The sequence below is a fragment of the Pseudomonas sp. TE3899 genome (assembly GCF_056279105.1).
Genome location: NZ_JBWBQR010000001.1, coordinates 41,034 through 55,247, shown reverse-complemented (window position 1 = coordinate 55,247; position 14,214 = coordinate 41,034). Strand labels below are relative to the sequence as shown.

Here is a 14,214-nt window from a genome sequence, read left to right as displayed (position 1 = left end):
GCAACTACAGCATTGAAAACGACAAACCCCGCCATGAGCGGGGTTTGTCGTTGTAGCGGGCCCTAAAGGCTTACCACATCAGATCATCAGGAATCTGATAGGCCGCGTACGGATCGTCCTCGGCCGCGACTTCTTCTTTCTTGACGTTGAGCTGCACGATCCGCTGCGGATCGCGCTCCTGGATCTTCAGGGCCGCCTCACGGGGGATCACTTCGTAACCGCCGGCGTGATGCACGATCGCCAGGAAGCCGTTGCTGAGCTGGTTGCGCATCAGCGGGTTGACCGAGAGACGCTTGACCTTCTTGTCATCGACGAAGTTGTAGTAGTCCTCGGTGGTCAGCTTCGGCAGGCGCGAGACTTCGATCAATTGCTTGACCTGGGCGGCGCGGGCCTTGGCCTCGGCCTTCTCCTGCTGCTGGCGATTCAGTTCCTGGTCGCGCTTGACCTTCTCGGCCAGCGCTTCCTTGGCCAGGCGTTGCTGGGTGTCATCCTGTTCGACCTGGCCTTTATGGACCAGGCGTTGCTGCTTCTGCTTCTCTTTGCCGACCTGTTTGGCCTGCTTTTGGTTGACCAGCCCTGCTTTGAGCAACTGGTCGCGAAGGGAAATGCTCATGGTGCTTATTTCTCACTTAGGCAACTGCTCAACCGCAGCTGGGCAAATTCTTTTCCTGACGTTTGGCTTCGCCCCACAGGGCGTCCAACTCTTCGAGGGTGCAATCTTCTATGGGACGGTGGGTGTCGCGCAATGCCTGTTCGATAAATCGGAAGCGTCTTTCGAATTTGCTGTTGGCGCCACGCAGGGCCGTTTCCGGGTCGACCTTCAGATGTCGCGCCAGATTGACCACCGAAAACAGCAGGTCACCGACTTCATCGGCAATCGCGGCCGAGTCGTTATCGGCCATGGCTTCGAGCACTTCATCGAGTTCTTCGCGGACCTTGTCCAGCACCGGCAGCGCATCCGGCCAGTCGAAACCGACCTGCCCGGCACGCTTCTGCAACTTGGCCGAGCGGGACAGCGCGGGCAGTGCCGCAGGCACATCATCGAGCAAGGACAGCTGTTCAGGCGCGCACGATTTCTCGGCGCGTTCCTCGGCCTTGATCTCTTCCCAGCGCTGTTTGACCTGTTCCTCATTCAGACGCGGGACGTCCAGCGGCGCGTACAGATCGCCGGTGGGGAACACGTGGGGATGACGCCGAATCAATTTTCGGGTGATGCCGTCGATGACCCCGGCGAATTCGAAACGCCCTTCTTCCCGGGCCAGTTGGCTGTAATAAACCACCTGGAACAGCAGATCGCCCAACTCGCCCTGCAAGTGATCGAAGTCACCGCGCTCGATGGCGTCGGCGACTTCGTAGGCTTCTTCCAGGGTGTGCGGAACGATCGTGGCGTAGGTTTGCTTGATGTCCCACGGGCAACCGAACTGCGGGTCGCGCAGGCGGTTCATCAGGTGCAATAAGTCTTCAAGTGAATACATCTTTTTTAATCTCTACATCGTCAACGCGATGTGTCGGCCAACCGGGAACCTGTAGGAGCGAGGCTTGCCCGCGAAGGCGTCGTGTCAGTCGAGATCTTTATTGGCTGACACGACGCCTTCGCGGGCAAGCCTCGCTCCTACAGGGGGACCGCTTCACGGTGTACGGTTACGCCGGGTTTCGATGATGTTCGGCAATTGGGAAATTCTTCCCAGCAACCGCCCCAATGCATCCAGCCCCGGAATCTCGATGGTCAGGGACATCAACGCGGTGTTGTCCTCTTTGTTCGAGCGGGTGTTGACCGCCAGCACGTTGATCCGCTCGTTGAGCAGTACTTGCGACACGTCACGCAGCAGGCCGGAACGGTCGTAGGCACGGATGATGATGTCCACCGGGTAGGTGAGCACCGGCACCGGGCCCCAGCTGACCTGGATGATCCGCTCCGGCTCGCGCCCGCCCAGTTGCAGCACCGAGGCGCAGTCCTGGCGGTGAATGCTCACACCGCGGCCCTGGGTGATGTAACCGACGATCGCATCCCCCGGCAGCGGCTGGCAGCAGCCGGCCATTTGGGTCATCAGGTTGCCGACGCCCTGGATCTGGATATCGCCGCGTTTGCCAGGCTTGTAACCGGTGGCTTTGCGCGGGATCAGTTCCAGCTGTTCGTTGCCGCGTTCCGGCTCGACCAGTTGCTGCGCCAGATTCACCAACTGCGCCAGGCGCAGATCGCCGGCGCCGAGGGCGGCGAACATGTCCTCGGCAGTTTTCATGTTGGCCTTTTCGGCCAACTTGTCGAAATCCACTGCCGGCAAGCCGAGGCGTGTGAGTTCACGTTCGAGCAAGGTTTTACCGGCCGCGACGTTCTGATCACGGGCCTGCAATTTGAACCAGTGAACGATCTTCGCCCGCGCCCGGGAGGTGGTGACGTAACCCAGGTTCGAGTTCAGCCAGTCACGACTTGGAGTGCCGTGTTTGCTGGTGATGATCTCGACCTGCTCACCGGTTTGCAGGCTGTAGTTGAGCGGTACGATGCGCCCGTTGATCTTGGCGCCACGGCAGTTGTGGCCGATCTCGGTGTGCACACGGTAGGCGAAGTCCAGCGGCGTCGAGCCTTTCGGCAAGTCGATGGCGTGACCGTCCGGGGTGAAGATGTAGACCCGGTCCGGCTCGATATCGACCCGCAACTGATCCGCCAGGCCGCCGATGTCGCCGAGTTCTTCGTGCCACTCAAGCACCTGCCGCAGCCAGGAGATTTTCTCTTCGTACTGGTTGGAACCCGCCTTGACGTCGGTGCCCTTGTAGCGCCAGTGCGCGCAAACCCCGAGCTCGGCTTCTTCGTGCATGGCATGAGTGCGGATCTGCACTTCCAGCACCTTGCCTTCGGGGCCGATCACTGCGGTGTGCAGCGAGCGGTAGCCGTTCTCTTTCGGGTTGGCGATGTAGTCGTCGAATTCTTTCGGGATGTGTCGCCACAGGGTGTGGACGATGCCGAGCGCGGTGTAGCAGTCGCGCATTTCCGGCACCAGCACGCGAACGGCGCGCACGTCGTAGATCTGGCTGAACTCCAGACCCTTGCGCTGCATTTTGCGCCAGATCGAATAGATGTGTTTGGCCCGGCCGCTGATGTCGGCATCGACGCCCGTGGCGGTCAGCTCATTCTTCAGCTGGTTCATCACGTCGGCGATGAAACGCTCGCGATCCAGGCGTCGCTCATGCAGCAACTTGGCGATCTGTTTGTACTGGTCGGGCTCAAGGTAACGGAAGGACAAGTCCTCCAGCTCCCACTTGATATGACCGATCCCCAGGCGATGGGCGAGCGGCGCGTAGATGTCGAAGACTTCACGGGCGACGCGATTGCGCTTCTCGTCGTCGGCGGTTTTCACCGCACGGATCGCGCAGGTGCGTTCGGCCAGTTTGATCAGCGCGACGCGCACGTCGTCGACCATGGCCACCAGCATCTTGCGCAGGTTTTCCACCTGGCCCTGAGTGCCCAGCACCAGGGATTGACGGGGGCTCAGGCTGGCGCTGATCGCCGCCATGCGCAACACGCCGTCGATGAGTTTGGCGACCACCGGACCGAAGCGCTGGCTGACCGCCGGCAGTTCAATCTGGCCTTCGCGCACGCCGCGATACAGGATCGCGGCAACCAACGAATCCTGATCAAGTTTGAGGTCGGCGAGAATCTCGGCGATCTCAAGGCCCGTGCGGAAACTCGAGGTCCCTTCGGACCAGAGGTTTTTCGCCGCATTGGCTTGCTGTTCAGACGCACGAGCGAACTCGCACGCTTCTTTCAAGGCTTCGCGATCCAGTGCCTGATCGACAGTGACCGCGTGATCGAGCCAAGCCTCGAGATTGATACTGCCGTCGGTGTTGATCGGCTGGTGTGCTCTCACCTGTACCATCTTGCTTTACCTTCCCTACGACGCAGATTCAATGCGTCAAATCGCTGACCTTCATTGCCCGTTAGCCCGCGCCGGGCGAGTGCGCGGCGGCTGCACGGGCGGCCAGTCGGACCAGACGAGCCATCCTAGCTCGCTTCAAATAACGCCATGGCCTCGACATGTGCCGTCTGAGGAAACATATCGAGAATCCCGGCACGTTTTAACCGGTAGCCCTGCTTGATCAATTCGACCGTATCGCGCGCCAGCGTTGCCGGGTTGCACGACACATACACCAACCGTTCGGCGCCCAGGGACTTGAGCTTGCGCACCACCTCAAAAGCACCGTCACGCGGTGGGTCCAAGAGTACCGCACAAAAGCCTTCCCGCGCCCATTCGGCATCAGCCAAAGGCTGGGATAAATCGGCCTGAAAAAACTTCGCATTATGCAGATTGTTGCTAGCGGCGTTCGCAGCGGCGCGCTCGACCATCGCCTGCACGCCTTCGACCGCCACCACTTCGCGTACGGTCTTGGCCAGCGGCAAGGCAAAGTTGCCCAGGCCGCAGAACAGATCGAGGACGCGTTGATCGGCTTCAGGTTTCAGCCAATCCAACGCCTGGGCCACCATCGCTTCATTAACCCCGGCGTTGACCTGGATGAAATCCCCCGGCCGATACGCCAAGTTCAGGTCCCACTGTTCCAGGCGATAACCCAGCGCTTGATCGGCCTGAACCGGTTGCGGTTCACCGTCGCCATGCAGCCACAACTGGGCTTCATGGAACGCGCAGAAATCCTTGAGGATGGTCAGGTCGGCCTCGGACAACGGCGCCATGTGCCGCAGCAATACCGCCAGCGACGAGCCACTGAACAATTCCACATGCCCCAGCGCCTGAGGTTTGCTCAAGCGTCGGAGCATCTCCGGCAAGCGGGTCATGATCGGCTGCAAGGGCTGTACCAGCACCGTGCATTCGCTGATCGCGATGATGTCCTGGCTGCCAGCAGCCCGGAAACCGACTTCGAGTTTTTTCGCTTTCATGTCCCAGCGCACCGCCACGCGGGCGCGGCGGCGGTAACCGAATTCCGGACCGCTCAAAGGCGCTGCCCACTCTTGGGGTTCGACACCGGCGACCTTGGATAATTGCTCGGCGAGCATGCGCTGTTTCAGGGCGAGTTGTTCGCTGTGGGGCAGGTGCTGCACGCTGCAACCGCCGCAGCGACCGGCATGGGGGCACGGTGCCGGGCGACGCAGTTCGCTGGCCTGGAATACGCGTTCGGTACGGGCCTCGACCACTTTGCCGTGGGCATTGAGCACCCGCGCCTCGACGTCCTCACCGGCCAACGCGCCGATGACGAACCAGGTGCGACCTTCGAAAAATGCGATACCGCGACCGTCATTGGCCAGGCGCTCGATGCTCAAGCGCTGCTTTTTGCCGGTCGGGATTTGTGGGGCCTTGCTGCCGCCCGTGGGTTGGAAGCGCAGGCTTCTCTCTTGCTTGGCCATCAGTTGGCCGCGTCGAAAATGCCGGTCGACAAGTAACGGTCGCCACGGTCGCAGATGATCGCGACGATCACCGCGTTTTCAACTTCCTGGGACAGGCGCAGCATCGCTGCCACCGCACCACCCGAGGACACGCCACAGAAGATGCCTTCTTCGCGGGCCAGGCGACGGGTCACGTCTTCGGCTTCGCTTTGGGCCATGTCGACGATGCGGTCAACGCGGTCGGCCTGGTAAATCTTCGGCAGGTATTCCTGCGGCCAGCGACGGATACCCGGGATCGCCGAGCCTTCCATCGGTTGCAGGCCGATGATCTGCACGTTGTCACTCTGCTCTTTCAAGTAGCGTGACACACCCATGATCGTTCCGGTGGTGCCCATCGAGCTGACGAAATGCGTGATGGTTCCCTCGGTCTGGCGCCAGATTTCCGGGCCGGTGGTGGTGTAGTGCGCCTCGGGGTTATCCCCATTGGCGAACTGGTCCAGCACCTTGCCACGGCCTTCGGCTTCCATCCGTTGGGCGAGATCGCGAGCGCCTTCCATGCCTTCTTCCTGGGTCACCAGGATCAGCTCGGCGCCATAGGCCGTCATCGCGGCTTTGCGTTCGGCGCTGGAGTTGTCCGGCATGATCAGGATCATCTTGTAACCCTTGATCGCGGCGGCCATGGCCAACGCAATCCCGGTATTACCCGAGGTCGCTTCGATCAGCGTATCGCCGGCGTGGATCTGCCCACGCAACTCGGCGCGGGTGATCATCGACAGCGCCGGCCGATCCTTGACCGAACCCGCCGGGTTATTCCCTTCGAGCTTGAGCAAAAGGGTATTGCTGGTGGCACCAGGCAGGCGCTGCAAACGGACCAGCGGAGTGTTGCCGACGCAATCGGCGATGGTTGGGTACTGCAAGGTCATGGCGTATTCGCAATCCAGACTGCGGGGGCGCCTATCATACCGGCAAACGTTCGCAGGCCATATCACGCAAAGTGTGGTGCTTATGGCTTATGGGAATAAGGGGCTGACGCACAGCTCAACGGCTTCACCCAGGTTGCTTTTGCAATCAGGGTAAATGAGAGATTTGTGTCAGCACTGCTGACACTTTTGTCGGTTGGTAAATATTGAGCTGGAACGGTGCGACTTTGAGCTTACGGTCCATGAAGGCTAGGAAAATTGTCGCGCCAGTGGTGCGACTTTTTCTTCAGCTTGGGAGACAGTGATGGCTAGTAACGTCTCTTCGCTGGCGACACCGCTATCAGCCAATAACCGCATATTCAACCGCAACCCGGTCTCCGTGTTCTGCGCCCAAAGCGTCCCCCCCTGACGCTGCACCGCATTCCTGGCAATGCTCAACCCCAACCCGAACCCGCCATCCCCCGGCCGCGAACCGTCGAGGCGAATAAAGGGCGAGAAGATCCGCTCCAGATCGTCTTCGGCCACCCCGCCACCCTGATCCTCCAGCCACAAATGCCAGAAGTCGCCATCACGCTGTCCACCGAGGCTGACCACGCCGCCGTTGGGGGAATGCCGAATGGCGTTGCGCAGGATGTTTTCCAGGGCTTGGGCCAAGGTATTCAGATGACCGCGCACCCAGCAGGACGAATCCACTGCGCAGTGCAGCCGACTCGCTGGCCAGCCACTTTCATAGCAGGCGTTTTCCGTGAGCATGTCCCACAGCGCCTGGATCTGGATCGATTCGTCGGGCAACCGTGTGCGTTCGGTGTCGAGCCAGGCCAGTTGCAGGGTGTCGTCCACCAGGCGCTGCATGCCATCGACTTCGCGGCCGATACGTTCGCGCAGTTGCACCAAGCCCTGCTCGCTTTCGCTGGCCACTCGCAGACGACTCAGGGGGGTGCGCAGTTCGTGGGACAGGTCGCGCAGCAGTTGTTGTTGCAGGGCGACGGTGCTTTGCAGGCGCTCGGCCATGTGGTCGAAGGCGCGGCCCAGTTCACCCAGCTCATCCGAGCGATTGGTGGTGTGGCTCGACAGGCGCACGTTCAATTGGTCGGCACGCCAGGCGTTGGCCTGCTCGCGCAGGCTGTTCAACGGCACTACCAACAATCGATACAAGCCGACGCACAGCAGCAAAGTGAACAATCCGGGAATGACCCCGTTGGTAATCACCCGCCAGAACACCCGGTACTGTCCGGGCATGAAACGCGGTGGCAGTTCGATTACCAAATTGCCAACGTGGGGGTCGCCGGGAAACGGCAAACGCAGCCACGGCAGGTTTTTCTTGTGGATGGGCCAGTCCAGGCCGCGCAGAAAAGTCAGCCGCTCGATCTCCTTGTCCGTCAGCGGTCGGCTGCTCAGCGACTGCAAATCACCACCCACGACGCCAACCCAGCCCGCTTCACGCTGTTGCATGCCTTGTAGCCATGCATCGATGCCCGCCCGCTGGCGCTGCTGCCACGCCTGCTCGGCTTCGGCGGCGTAGCGGGTCAGCGCGCCGCGGGCGTCATCGGACAGGAACTGGTTGCGCTCCTCCATGTAGCGACCCCAGGACCAGCTCAACCAGATCATCAACAGACAAAACGCCACCAACAAACACGCCAGTTTCCAGAACAGCGAGTGCCGGCCCGGCAGGTCAGACCATTTCATCGACGGCACTCAGCACGTAACCCTTGCCCCAGACCGTGCGCACTTCCCGCTCGGTATAGCCGATGGCCTTGAGCTTGCGCCGGATCTGGCTGATGTGCATGTCGAGGCTGCGGTCGTGGGCCGCGTAGCCCCGTTGCAGCACCTGCTGATACAGGAAGGCCTTGCTCAGTACTTCGTCATTGTTGCGATTGAGGATTTCCAGCAGCCGATATTCGCTACGGGTCAGGCCGGCGGCGTGTTCACGATAGAAGACTTCGCACCGGTCCTCGTCAAACAACAGGCTATGAACCGGATTGACCACCGCGAAGGGCTCAGGCCGACGGTCGAGTGCCACCCGGCGCAGGATGGCTTCGATGCGCACCCGCAACTCGGCCATGCTGAAGGGTTTGGGCAGGTAGTCGTCGGCGCCCAGGCGAAAACCACTGATGCGATCGGCCTCGGCGCCCAGTGCCGACATCAGCACCACCGGGGTGGAGTGGCTCTGGCGCAATTGGGTCAGCACGTTCAACCCGTCCAGCCCCGGCAGCAGAATGTCCATCAGCACCACATCGAACGGTTGCCCCCGGGCGATGGCCAGGCCTTCCTGGCCGTTCTGGCACCAGGTCACCTGAAAACCGCAACGCCCCAGGTGTTCGTGGACATAAGCGCCGAGCACGAGGTCGTCTTCTATAGACAGGATACGAGGATGGCCAGCAGTGATGGGAGTCATGACTATCTGCAAATAATTCTCAGTTGGCGATTATTCAAGATTGCCTCGCCAGGGGCAACCCAAGGTTTGCCCAGGCGGCAAAAGCGCCGCTCCAGCCGACGGATGACGACATCAATTTTACGAAGATTGCCCGCCAGCAAATCGCTACACTGCGCAGGTGGTGCGTGCCGGATGCACGCGCGGGTCCAATAAATAGCGGGATGCAGGAGAAATGCGTGCTTAAGAAACTGGGAATTAAAGGCCGCGTGCTGTTGCTGACCTTGCTGCCCACCAGCCTGATGGCGTTGGTGCTGGGCGGCTATTTCACCTGGATGCAGCAAGCGGACCTGCAAGCCCAACTCATGCAGCGCGGCGAGATGATCGCCGAACAACTTGCGCCGCTGGTCGCCCCGGCCATGGGCCACAAGAACACCGACCTGCTGGAACGGATCGCCACCCAATCCCTGGAACAGACCGACGTGCGCGCCGTGACCTTCCTCGCCCCCGACCGCACACCGCTGGCCCACGCCGGCCCGACCATGCTCAACGCGGCACCGATCGGCAACAGCTCGCAGATGCTGCGCCGCAGCGGCAATGACGCGACCCGCTACTTGCTGCCGGTGTTCGGCAAGCATCGCAACCTGGCCGGCGACCTGATCCCCGACGAAGCCGACCGCCTGCTCGGCTGGGTCGAACTCGAACTGTCCCACAACGGCATGCTGCTGCGCGGTTACCGCAGCCTGTTCGCCAGCCTGCTGCTGATTGGTGCCGGTCTGGCCGGCGCGGCGCTGCTGGCGTTGCGCATGGGCCGCACGATCAACCGGCCGATCAGCCAGATCAAACTGGCGGTGGCGCAACTCAAGGACGGTCATCTGGAAACCCGCTTGCCACCGCTTGGCAGCCAGGAACTGGATGAACTGGCGTCGGGCATCAACCGCATGGCCGGCACCCTGCAAAACGCCCAGGAAGAATTGCAGCACAGCGTCGACCAAGCCACCGAAGACGTGCGCCAGAACCTGGAAACCATCGAGATCCAGAACATCGAACTGGACCTGGCGCGCAAGGAAGCCCTGGAAGCGAGCCGGATCAAATCCGAATTCCTGGCCAACATGAGCCATGAAATCCGCACGCCGCTCAACGGCATTCTCGGCTTCACCCACCTGCTGCAAAAAAGCGAACTGACCCCGCGCCAGCTCGACTACCTGGGCACCATCGAAAAATCCGCCGACAGCCTGCTGGGGATCATCAACGAGATCCTCGACTTCTCGAAAATCGAGGCCGGCAAACTGGTGCTGGACAACATTCCGTTCAACCTGCGCGACCTGCTGCAAGACACCCTGACCATCCTCGCCCCCGCCGCCCACGCCAAACAGCTGGAACTGGTGAGCTTGGTGTACCGCGACACGCCGTTGTCGCTGGTCGGCGATCCGTTGCGCCTGAAACAGATCCTGACCAACCTGGTCAGCAACGCGATCAAGTTCACCCGCGAAGGCACCATCGTCGCCCGGGCCATGCTTGAGGAGGAACACGAAGACAGCGTGCAACTGCGCATCAGCATTCAGGACACCGGCATCGGCCTGTCGAACCAGGACGTGCGCGCCCTGTTCCAGGCGTTCAGCCAGGCGGATAACTCGCTGTCGCGCCAGCCCGGCGGCACCGGTCTGGGGCTGGTGATTTCCAAGCGCCTGATCGAGCAGATGGGCGGCGAGATTGGCGTCGACAGTACGCCGGGGGAAGGCTCGGAATTCTGGATCAGCCTGAGCCTGCCAAAAACCCGCGACGACGCCGAGGACCTGCCCGGCCCGCCGTTGCTCGGGCGTCGGGTGGCAGTGCTGGAAAACCACGAACTGGCCCGTCAGGCGTTGCAACATCAACTGGAAGACTGCGGCCTCGAAGTCACGCCGTTCAATACCCTGGAAAGTTTGACCAATGGCGTCACCGGCGCCCATCAGACCGACCAGGCGATTGAGCTGGCGGTGCTCGGCATCACCAGTAATGACATGCCGCCAGAGCGTCTTAACCAACACATCTGGGACCTTGAACACCTGGGCTGCAAGGTCCTGGTGTTGTGCCCGACCACCGAGCAGACCCTGTTCCACCTCTCGGTGCCCAATCCCCACAGTCAGCTCCAGTCCAAACCGGCGTGCACGCGCAAGTTGCGCCGGGCCCTGTCGGATCTGGTCAACCCGCGCCAACAACGCAGCGAGCCCGGCGAACCGGTGTCGAGCCGTGCGCCGAAAGTCCTTTGCGTGGACGACAACCCGGCCAACCTGCTGCTGGTACAAACCCTGCTCGAAGACATGGGCGCCAAGGTGCTCGCCGTGGAAAGCGGTTACGCCGCGGTCAAAGCGGTGCAGAACGAAACCTTCGACCTGGTGTTGATGGACGTGCAGATGCCCGGCATGGACGGACGCCAGAGCACCGAAGCGATTCGTCAGTGGGAAAGCGAGCGGCATTGCACGCCGCTGCCGATCGTGGCCCTCACCGCCCACGCCATGGCTAACGAAAAACGCGCCTTGTTGCAAAGCGGCATGGACGATTACCTGACCAAACCGATCAGCGAACGGCAACTGGCCCAGGTGGTGCTGAAGTGGACCGGCCTGGCCCTGCGCAATCTGGTGCCGGAACGTTCCAGCGACAGCCATGGCGGCGGTGAATTGCTGGTGCTCGATCACGAAGAAGGCCTGCGCCTGGCCGCCGGCAAAGCCGATCTGGCGGCGGACATGCTGGCGATGCTGCTGGCCTCGCTGGAAGCCGATCGCGAGGCGATTCGCGTCGCCCGCGAAGCCAACGACCAGAATGCCTTGATCGAACGGGTCCATCGCCTGCACGGGGCCACGCGTTACTGCGGCGTGCCGCAACTGCGCGCCGCCTGCCAACGCAGTGAAACCCTGCTCAAACAGCAAGACCCGAAAGCGACGGCGGCACTCGAAGAACTGGAACGCTCGATCAATCGCCTGGCGACGCAGGCGCGCATCAGCGCCTGATCCAGCGCAAAGGACACGGACGGAGAACGGGTTAAGGTCAGCGACATGACCCAGGAGAGCACGATGCGCACGATTCTGTTCAGCAGCCAGACCTACGACCGCGACAGCTTTCTCGCGGCAGACTTGCCCGCCGGCATCGAGTTGCAGTTTCAAGCGGCGCGCCTGAGCCTCGACACCGTGGCGCTCGCCGAGCAGCACGACGTGGTGTGCGCCTTTATCAACGATGACCTCAGCGCCCCGGTGCTCGAACACCTGGCCGCTGGCGGCACCCGGTTGATCGCCCTGCGTTCGGCCGGTTACAACCATGTCGACCTGGTCGCGGCGAAACGCCTGAACCTGGCCATCGTGCGCGTGCCGTCCTACTCGCCCCACGCCATTGCCGAGCACGCGGTGGCGTTGATCCTCGCGCTCAACCGGCGCCTGCACCGCGCCTACAATCGAACACGCGAAGGCGACTTCAGCCTGCACGGGCTGACCGGTTTCGACCTGGTGGGCAAGACCGTCGGCGTGGTCGGCACTGGGCAGATCGGTGCGACCTTCGCCAAGATCATGCACGGTTTTGGCTGCCAGTTGCTCGCCTACGATCCCTACCCCAATCCCCAGGTCGAAGCCCTCGGCGCGCGCTACTTGAGTTTGCCGCAGCTGTTGGCCGAGTCGCAGATCATCAGCCTGCACTGCCCGCTCAATGAGCAGAGCAAATACTTGATCAACCGCGAGTCACTGGCGCACATGCAACCGGGGGCGATGCTGATCAACACCGGGCGCGGCGGCCTGGTGGACACGCCGGCGCTGATCGACGCCTTGAAGGACGGGCAACTGGGCTATCTGGGGCTGGACGTGTATGAAGAAGAGGCGCAATTGTTTTTCGAGGATCGCTCGGACTTGCCGCTGCAAGACGATGTGCTGGCGCGGCTGCTGACCTTCCCGAACGTCATCATCACCGCGCACCAGGCCTTCCTGACCCGCGAAGCCCTCGGCGCGATTGCCGCGACCACCTTGCACAACATCGCGGCCTGGGCCGCCGGCGTGCCGCAGAATCAGGTCGAAGGCTGATCGGGATCAGGGCTTGGTGATCGAAGACGCCAGGATCATCAGCCCCAGCCAGCCGAAGCCGATCAGGCGCTGTTGCAGGGAATGCCCGGGACGCAGCAAAAACCAGACAAAAAACGGTGGTAACAAAAACACCATGACTTTCAGCCAACCTTCCACCGGACGTGGCCACGTGGCGGCGGGCGGCGTATTGGCTGCAACAACGCCCCGGCGACGGTGCCGCGAAACCGGCGCGGGTGGAATTTCGGGCGTTGGCTCGACCTTCGGTGCCGGTTCGGCAGGGGCAAACGAGACCTCGGGGACGTGCGCATCTCGCGGCAACTGACCGAAGGAGATCGGTGTAGCCCTGGAGGTCGTCGCTGGCTCCGCCGCTAAAGGTGCGCCGCAATGAATGCAGGTGTGTGCCGTAGAGCTGATGCTCTTTTTGCATTCAAAACATTCGATCCAGGCCATTTCCATTCCTTAGGGGTGTAAAAGCGGCAGTGTGCCATGAGTGCAGGGAGGATTTGAACCTGATCGAAGGTCACATGCCCGCGCCATGCTGCGCTGATGCCCGTGCTAGCATACCGCGCATATTTGGAGGACCCATGGTCGAACACGATTTCCGCTACACCCTGATGAACCCGCAGCACACCCTGACCGAATGCCGCGCCCTGGTGCCGGGGCGTTATCAAGTCACCGGCAATGGCGGCTCGATTCGCAATAATGACGTGCTGGTGGTCACCCTCAAAGGTGCCAAGGACTTGTCCATGCGCCTGACCGTCGAAACCGTTCGCCACCTGATCAACCCGCCCGGCCAATGGGTCGCGGTGGCCAGTGGTCCGGTGTTCGGTGAACTGGCGATCCATACCTGGAAGGTCAACTGCGACAGCTGCGCCAAAGAACTGAGCTTCGAGTTCGCGGTCGACGCCAAGCTGGGCAACAAGGCCGAAAAGCCTGCCGCCACCGCGCGGATTGCCGAGTTGGGTTGGACCACCGCCGGCGAGAAACACCTGTGCCCGACATGCCAGGAGCCTGCGTGATGAAACACCTTGCCCTGGCGACCGTGGTGGGCGCCAGTCTGATGGGCTGCGCCGCCGAACCGGTTCAACTGCAACAGAACCGCAGCTACATTCTGGAATGGATCGGCGAACGTCCGCTGATGGATTACAGCCACCTGACCATCACCCTGGGTGACGACGGTCGGGCCTACGGCAACGGCGGCTGCAACCATTGGTTCGCGCCGTACACCCTGGACGGCGACAAGCTGAGCTTTGGCAAAGTCGGCAGCACCCGCAAACTCTGTGCGCCGGCGTTGATGGAGCAGGAACAGCGTTTCCTGCAGGCGCTGGAAAATGTGCAGCGCTGGGACATTTCCCCGATCGACCAGATGCGTTTCTGGCCGGCCGAGGGCAAGCCGTTGCGTTGGTGGCTTGAAGAGGGTTGATCTCCTCCGCGATCGCTGATGATCGTTCCCACGCTCTGCGTGGGAATGCCGCCCGGGACGCTCCGCGTCCCTGTGACGCAGAGCGTCACTTGATGCATTCCCACGCAGAGCGCGGGAACGATCTGACA

General features: G+C 61.8%; 12 protein-coding genes. 4 read left to right on the top strand and 8 right to left on the bottom strand.

Annotated features, from left to right (window positions below):
- Positions 1-70: 70 nt before the first annotated feature.
- From ACZ89E_RS00260 to ACZ89E_RS00230, 7 genes are all read right to left on the bottom strand, one after another.
- Positions 71-613: a DUF2058 domain-containing protein gene (locus tag ACZ89E_RS00260; RefSeq protein WP_149662109.1), complete on the bottom strand. Its 543-nt coding sequence runs from the start codon at positions 611-613 to the stop codon at positions 71-73.
- Between the two features lie 28 nt (positions 614-641).
- Complete coding sequence (gene mazG, locus ACZ89E_RS00255; RefSeq protein WP_463258198.1) at positions 642-1,475, bottom strand: nucleoside triphosphate pyrophosphohydrolase; 834 nt, start codon at positions 1,473-1,475, stop codon at positions 642-644.
- Positions 1,476-1,628: 153 nt separating this feature from the next.
- Positions 1,629-3,872 carry a GTP diphosphokinase gene (gene relA / locus ACZ89E_RS00250; protein WP_463258199.1) on the bottom strand — a complete coding sequence of 748 codons (2,244 nt, stop codon included), beginning with the start codon at positions 3,870-3,872 and terminating at the stop codon, positions 1,629-1,631.
- A 125-nt stretch (positions 3,873-3,997) separates the two neighbouring features.
- A complete protein-coding gene (gene rlmD, locus ACZ89E_RS00245) occupies positions 3,998-5,350 on the bottom strand; it encodes a 23S rRNA (uracil(1939)-C(5))-methyltransferase RlmD (RefSeq protein WP_476254613.1) in 1,353 nt (450 codons plus the stop codon).
- Complete coding sequence (cysM, locus tag ACZ89E_RS00240) at positions 5,350-6,252, bottom strand: cysteine synthase CysM (protein WP_149662105.1); 903 nt, start codon at positions 6,250-6,252, stop codon at positions 5,350-5,352. The genes rlmD and cysM overlap by 1 nt, the downstream gene beginning before the upstream one ends.
- Positions 6,253-6,498: 246 nt before the next feature.
- Positions 6,499-7,935 (bottom strand): histidine kinase sensor domain-containing protein, encoded by a 1,437-nt coding sequence (locus ACZ89E_RS00235; protein ID WP_476254612.1) that lies wholly within the window; start codon positions 7,933-7,935, stop codon positions 6,499-6,501.
- Positions 7,922-8,644 (bottom strand): response regulator transcription factor, encoded by a 723-nt coding sequence (locus ACZ89E_RS00230; protein ID WP_476254611.1) that lies wholly within the window; start codon positions 8,642-8,644, stop codon positions 7,922-7,924. Before ACZ89E_RS00230 ends, ACZ89E_RS00235 begins: the two co-directional genes overlap by 14 nt.
- Before the next feature lie 215 nt (positions 8,645-8,859).
- Here ACZ89E_RS00230 and ACZ89E_RS00225 point away from each other — a divergent pair, with 215 nt between their 5' ends.
- Positions 8,860-11,610, top strand: a complete 2,751-nt coding sequence (locus ACZ89E_RS00225) for a response regulator (RefSeq protein ID WP_476254610.1) — start codon at positions 8,860-8,862, stop codon at positions 11,608-11,610.
- Positions 11,611-11,673: 63 nt separating this feature from the next.
- Positions 11,674-12,663, top strand: coding sequence for a 2-hydroxyacid dehydrogenase (locus tag ACZ89E_RS00220; protein WP_476254609.1), 990 nt, complete (start codon positions 11,674-11,676; stop codon positions 12,661-12,663).
- Between the two features lie 6 nt (positions 12,664-12,669).
- Here ACZ89E_RS00220 and ACZ89E_RS00215 read toward each other — a convergent pair whose 3' ends face one another.
- The gene (locus ACZ89E_RS00215; RefSeq protein ID WP_463258206.1) at positions 12,670-13,113 is read right to left on the bottom strand and encodes a hypothetical protein; all 444 of its coding nucleotides are present in this window, start codon (positions 13,111-13,113) and stop codon (positions 12,670-12,672) included.
- Positions 13,114-13,247: 134 nt separating this feature from the next.
- Here ACZ89E_RS00215 and ACZ89E_RS00210 point away from each other — a divergent pair, with 134 nt between their 5' ends.
- Positions 13,248-13,682 (top strand): hypothetical protein, encoded by a 435-nt coding sequence (locus ACZ89E_RS00210; protein WP_149662099.1) that lies wholly within the window; start codon positions 13,248-13,250, stop codon positions 13,680-13,682.
- A complete protein-coding gene (locus ACZ89E_RS00205) occupies positions 13,682-14,086 on the top strand; it encodes an META domain-containing protein (protein ID WP_476254608.1) in 405 nt (134 codons plus the stop codon). The genes ACZ89E_RS00210 and ACZ89E_RS00205 overlap by 1 nt, the downstream gene beginning before the upstream one ends.
- The last annotated feature ends 128 nt before the right edge of the window (positions 14,087-14,214 follow it).

Bases quoted from the DNA above. Each gene is read 5' to 3' on its own strand.
- ACZ89E_RS00215 (WP_463258206.1), bottom strand. From the start codon at position 13,113: ATGGCCTGGATCGAATGTTTTGAATGCAAAAAGAGCATCAGCTCTACG.
- ACZ89E_RS00210 (WP_149662099.1), top strand. From the start codon at position 13,248: ATGGTCGAACACGATTTCCGCTACACCCTGATGAACCCGCAGCACACC.
- relA (WP_463258199.1), bottom strand. From the start codon at position 3,872: ATGGTACAGGTGAGAGCACACCAGCCGATCAACACCGACGGCAGTATC.
- mazG (WP_463258198.1), bottom strand. From the start codon at position 1,475: ATGTATTCACTTGAAGACTTATTGCACCTGATGAACCGCCTGCGCGAC.
- ACZ89E_RS00260 (WP_149662109.1), bottom strand. From the start codon at position 613: ATGAGCATTTCCCTTCGCGACCAGTTGCTCAAAGCAGGGCTGGTCAAC.
- ACZ89E_RS00220 (WP_476254609.1), top strand. From the start codon at position 11,674: ATGCGCACGATTCTGTTCAGCAGCCAGACCTACGACCGCGACAGCTTT.
- ACZ89E_RS00205 (WP_476254608.1), top strand. From the start codon at position 13,682: ATGAAACACCTTGCCCTGGCGACCGTGGTGGGCGCCAGTCTGATGGGC.
- rlmD (WP_476254613.1), bottom strand. From the start codon at position 5,350: ATGGCCAAGCAAGAGAGAAGCCTGCGCTTCCAACCCACGGGCGGCAGC.
- ACZ89E_RS00235 (WP_476254612.1), bottom strand. From the start codon at position 7,935: ATGAAATGGTCTGACCTGCCGGGCCGGCACTCGCTGTTCTGGAAACTG.
- cysM (WP_149662105.1), bottom strand. From the start codon at position 6,252: ATGACCTTGCAGTACCCAACCATCGCCGATTGCGTCGGCAACACTCCG.
- ACZ89E_RS00230 (WP_476254611.1), bottom strand. From the start codon at position 8,644: ATGACTCCCATCACTGCTGGCCATCCTCGTATCCTGTCTATAGAAGAC.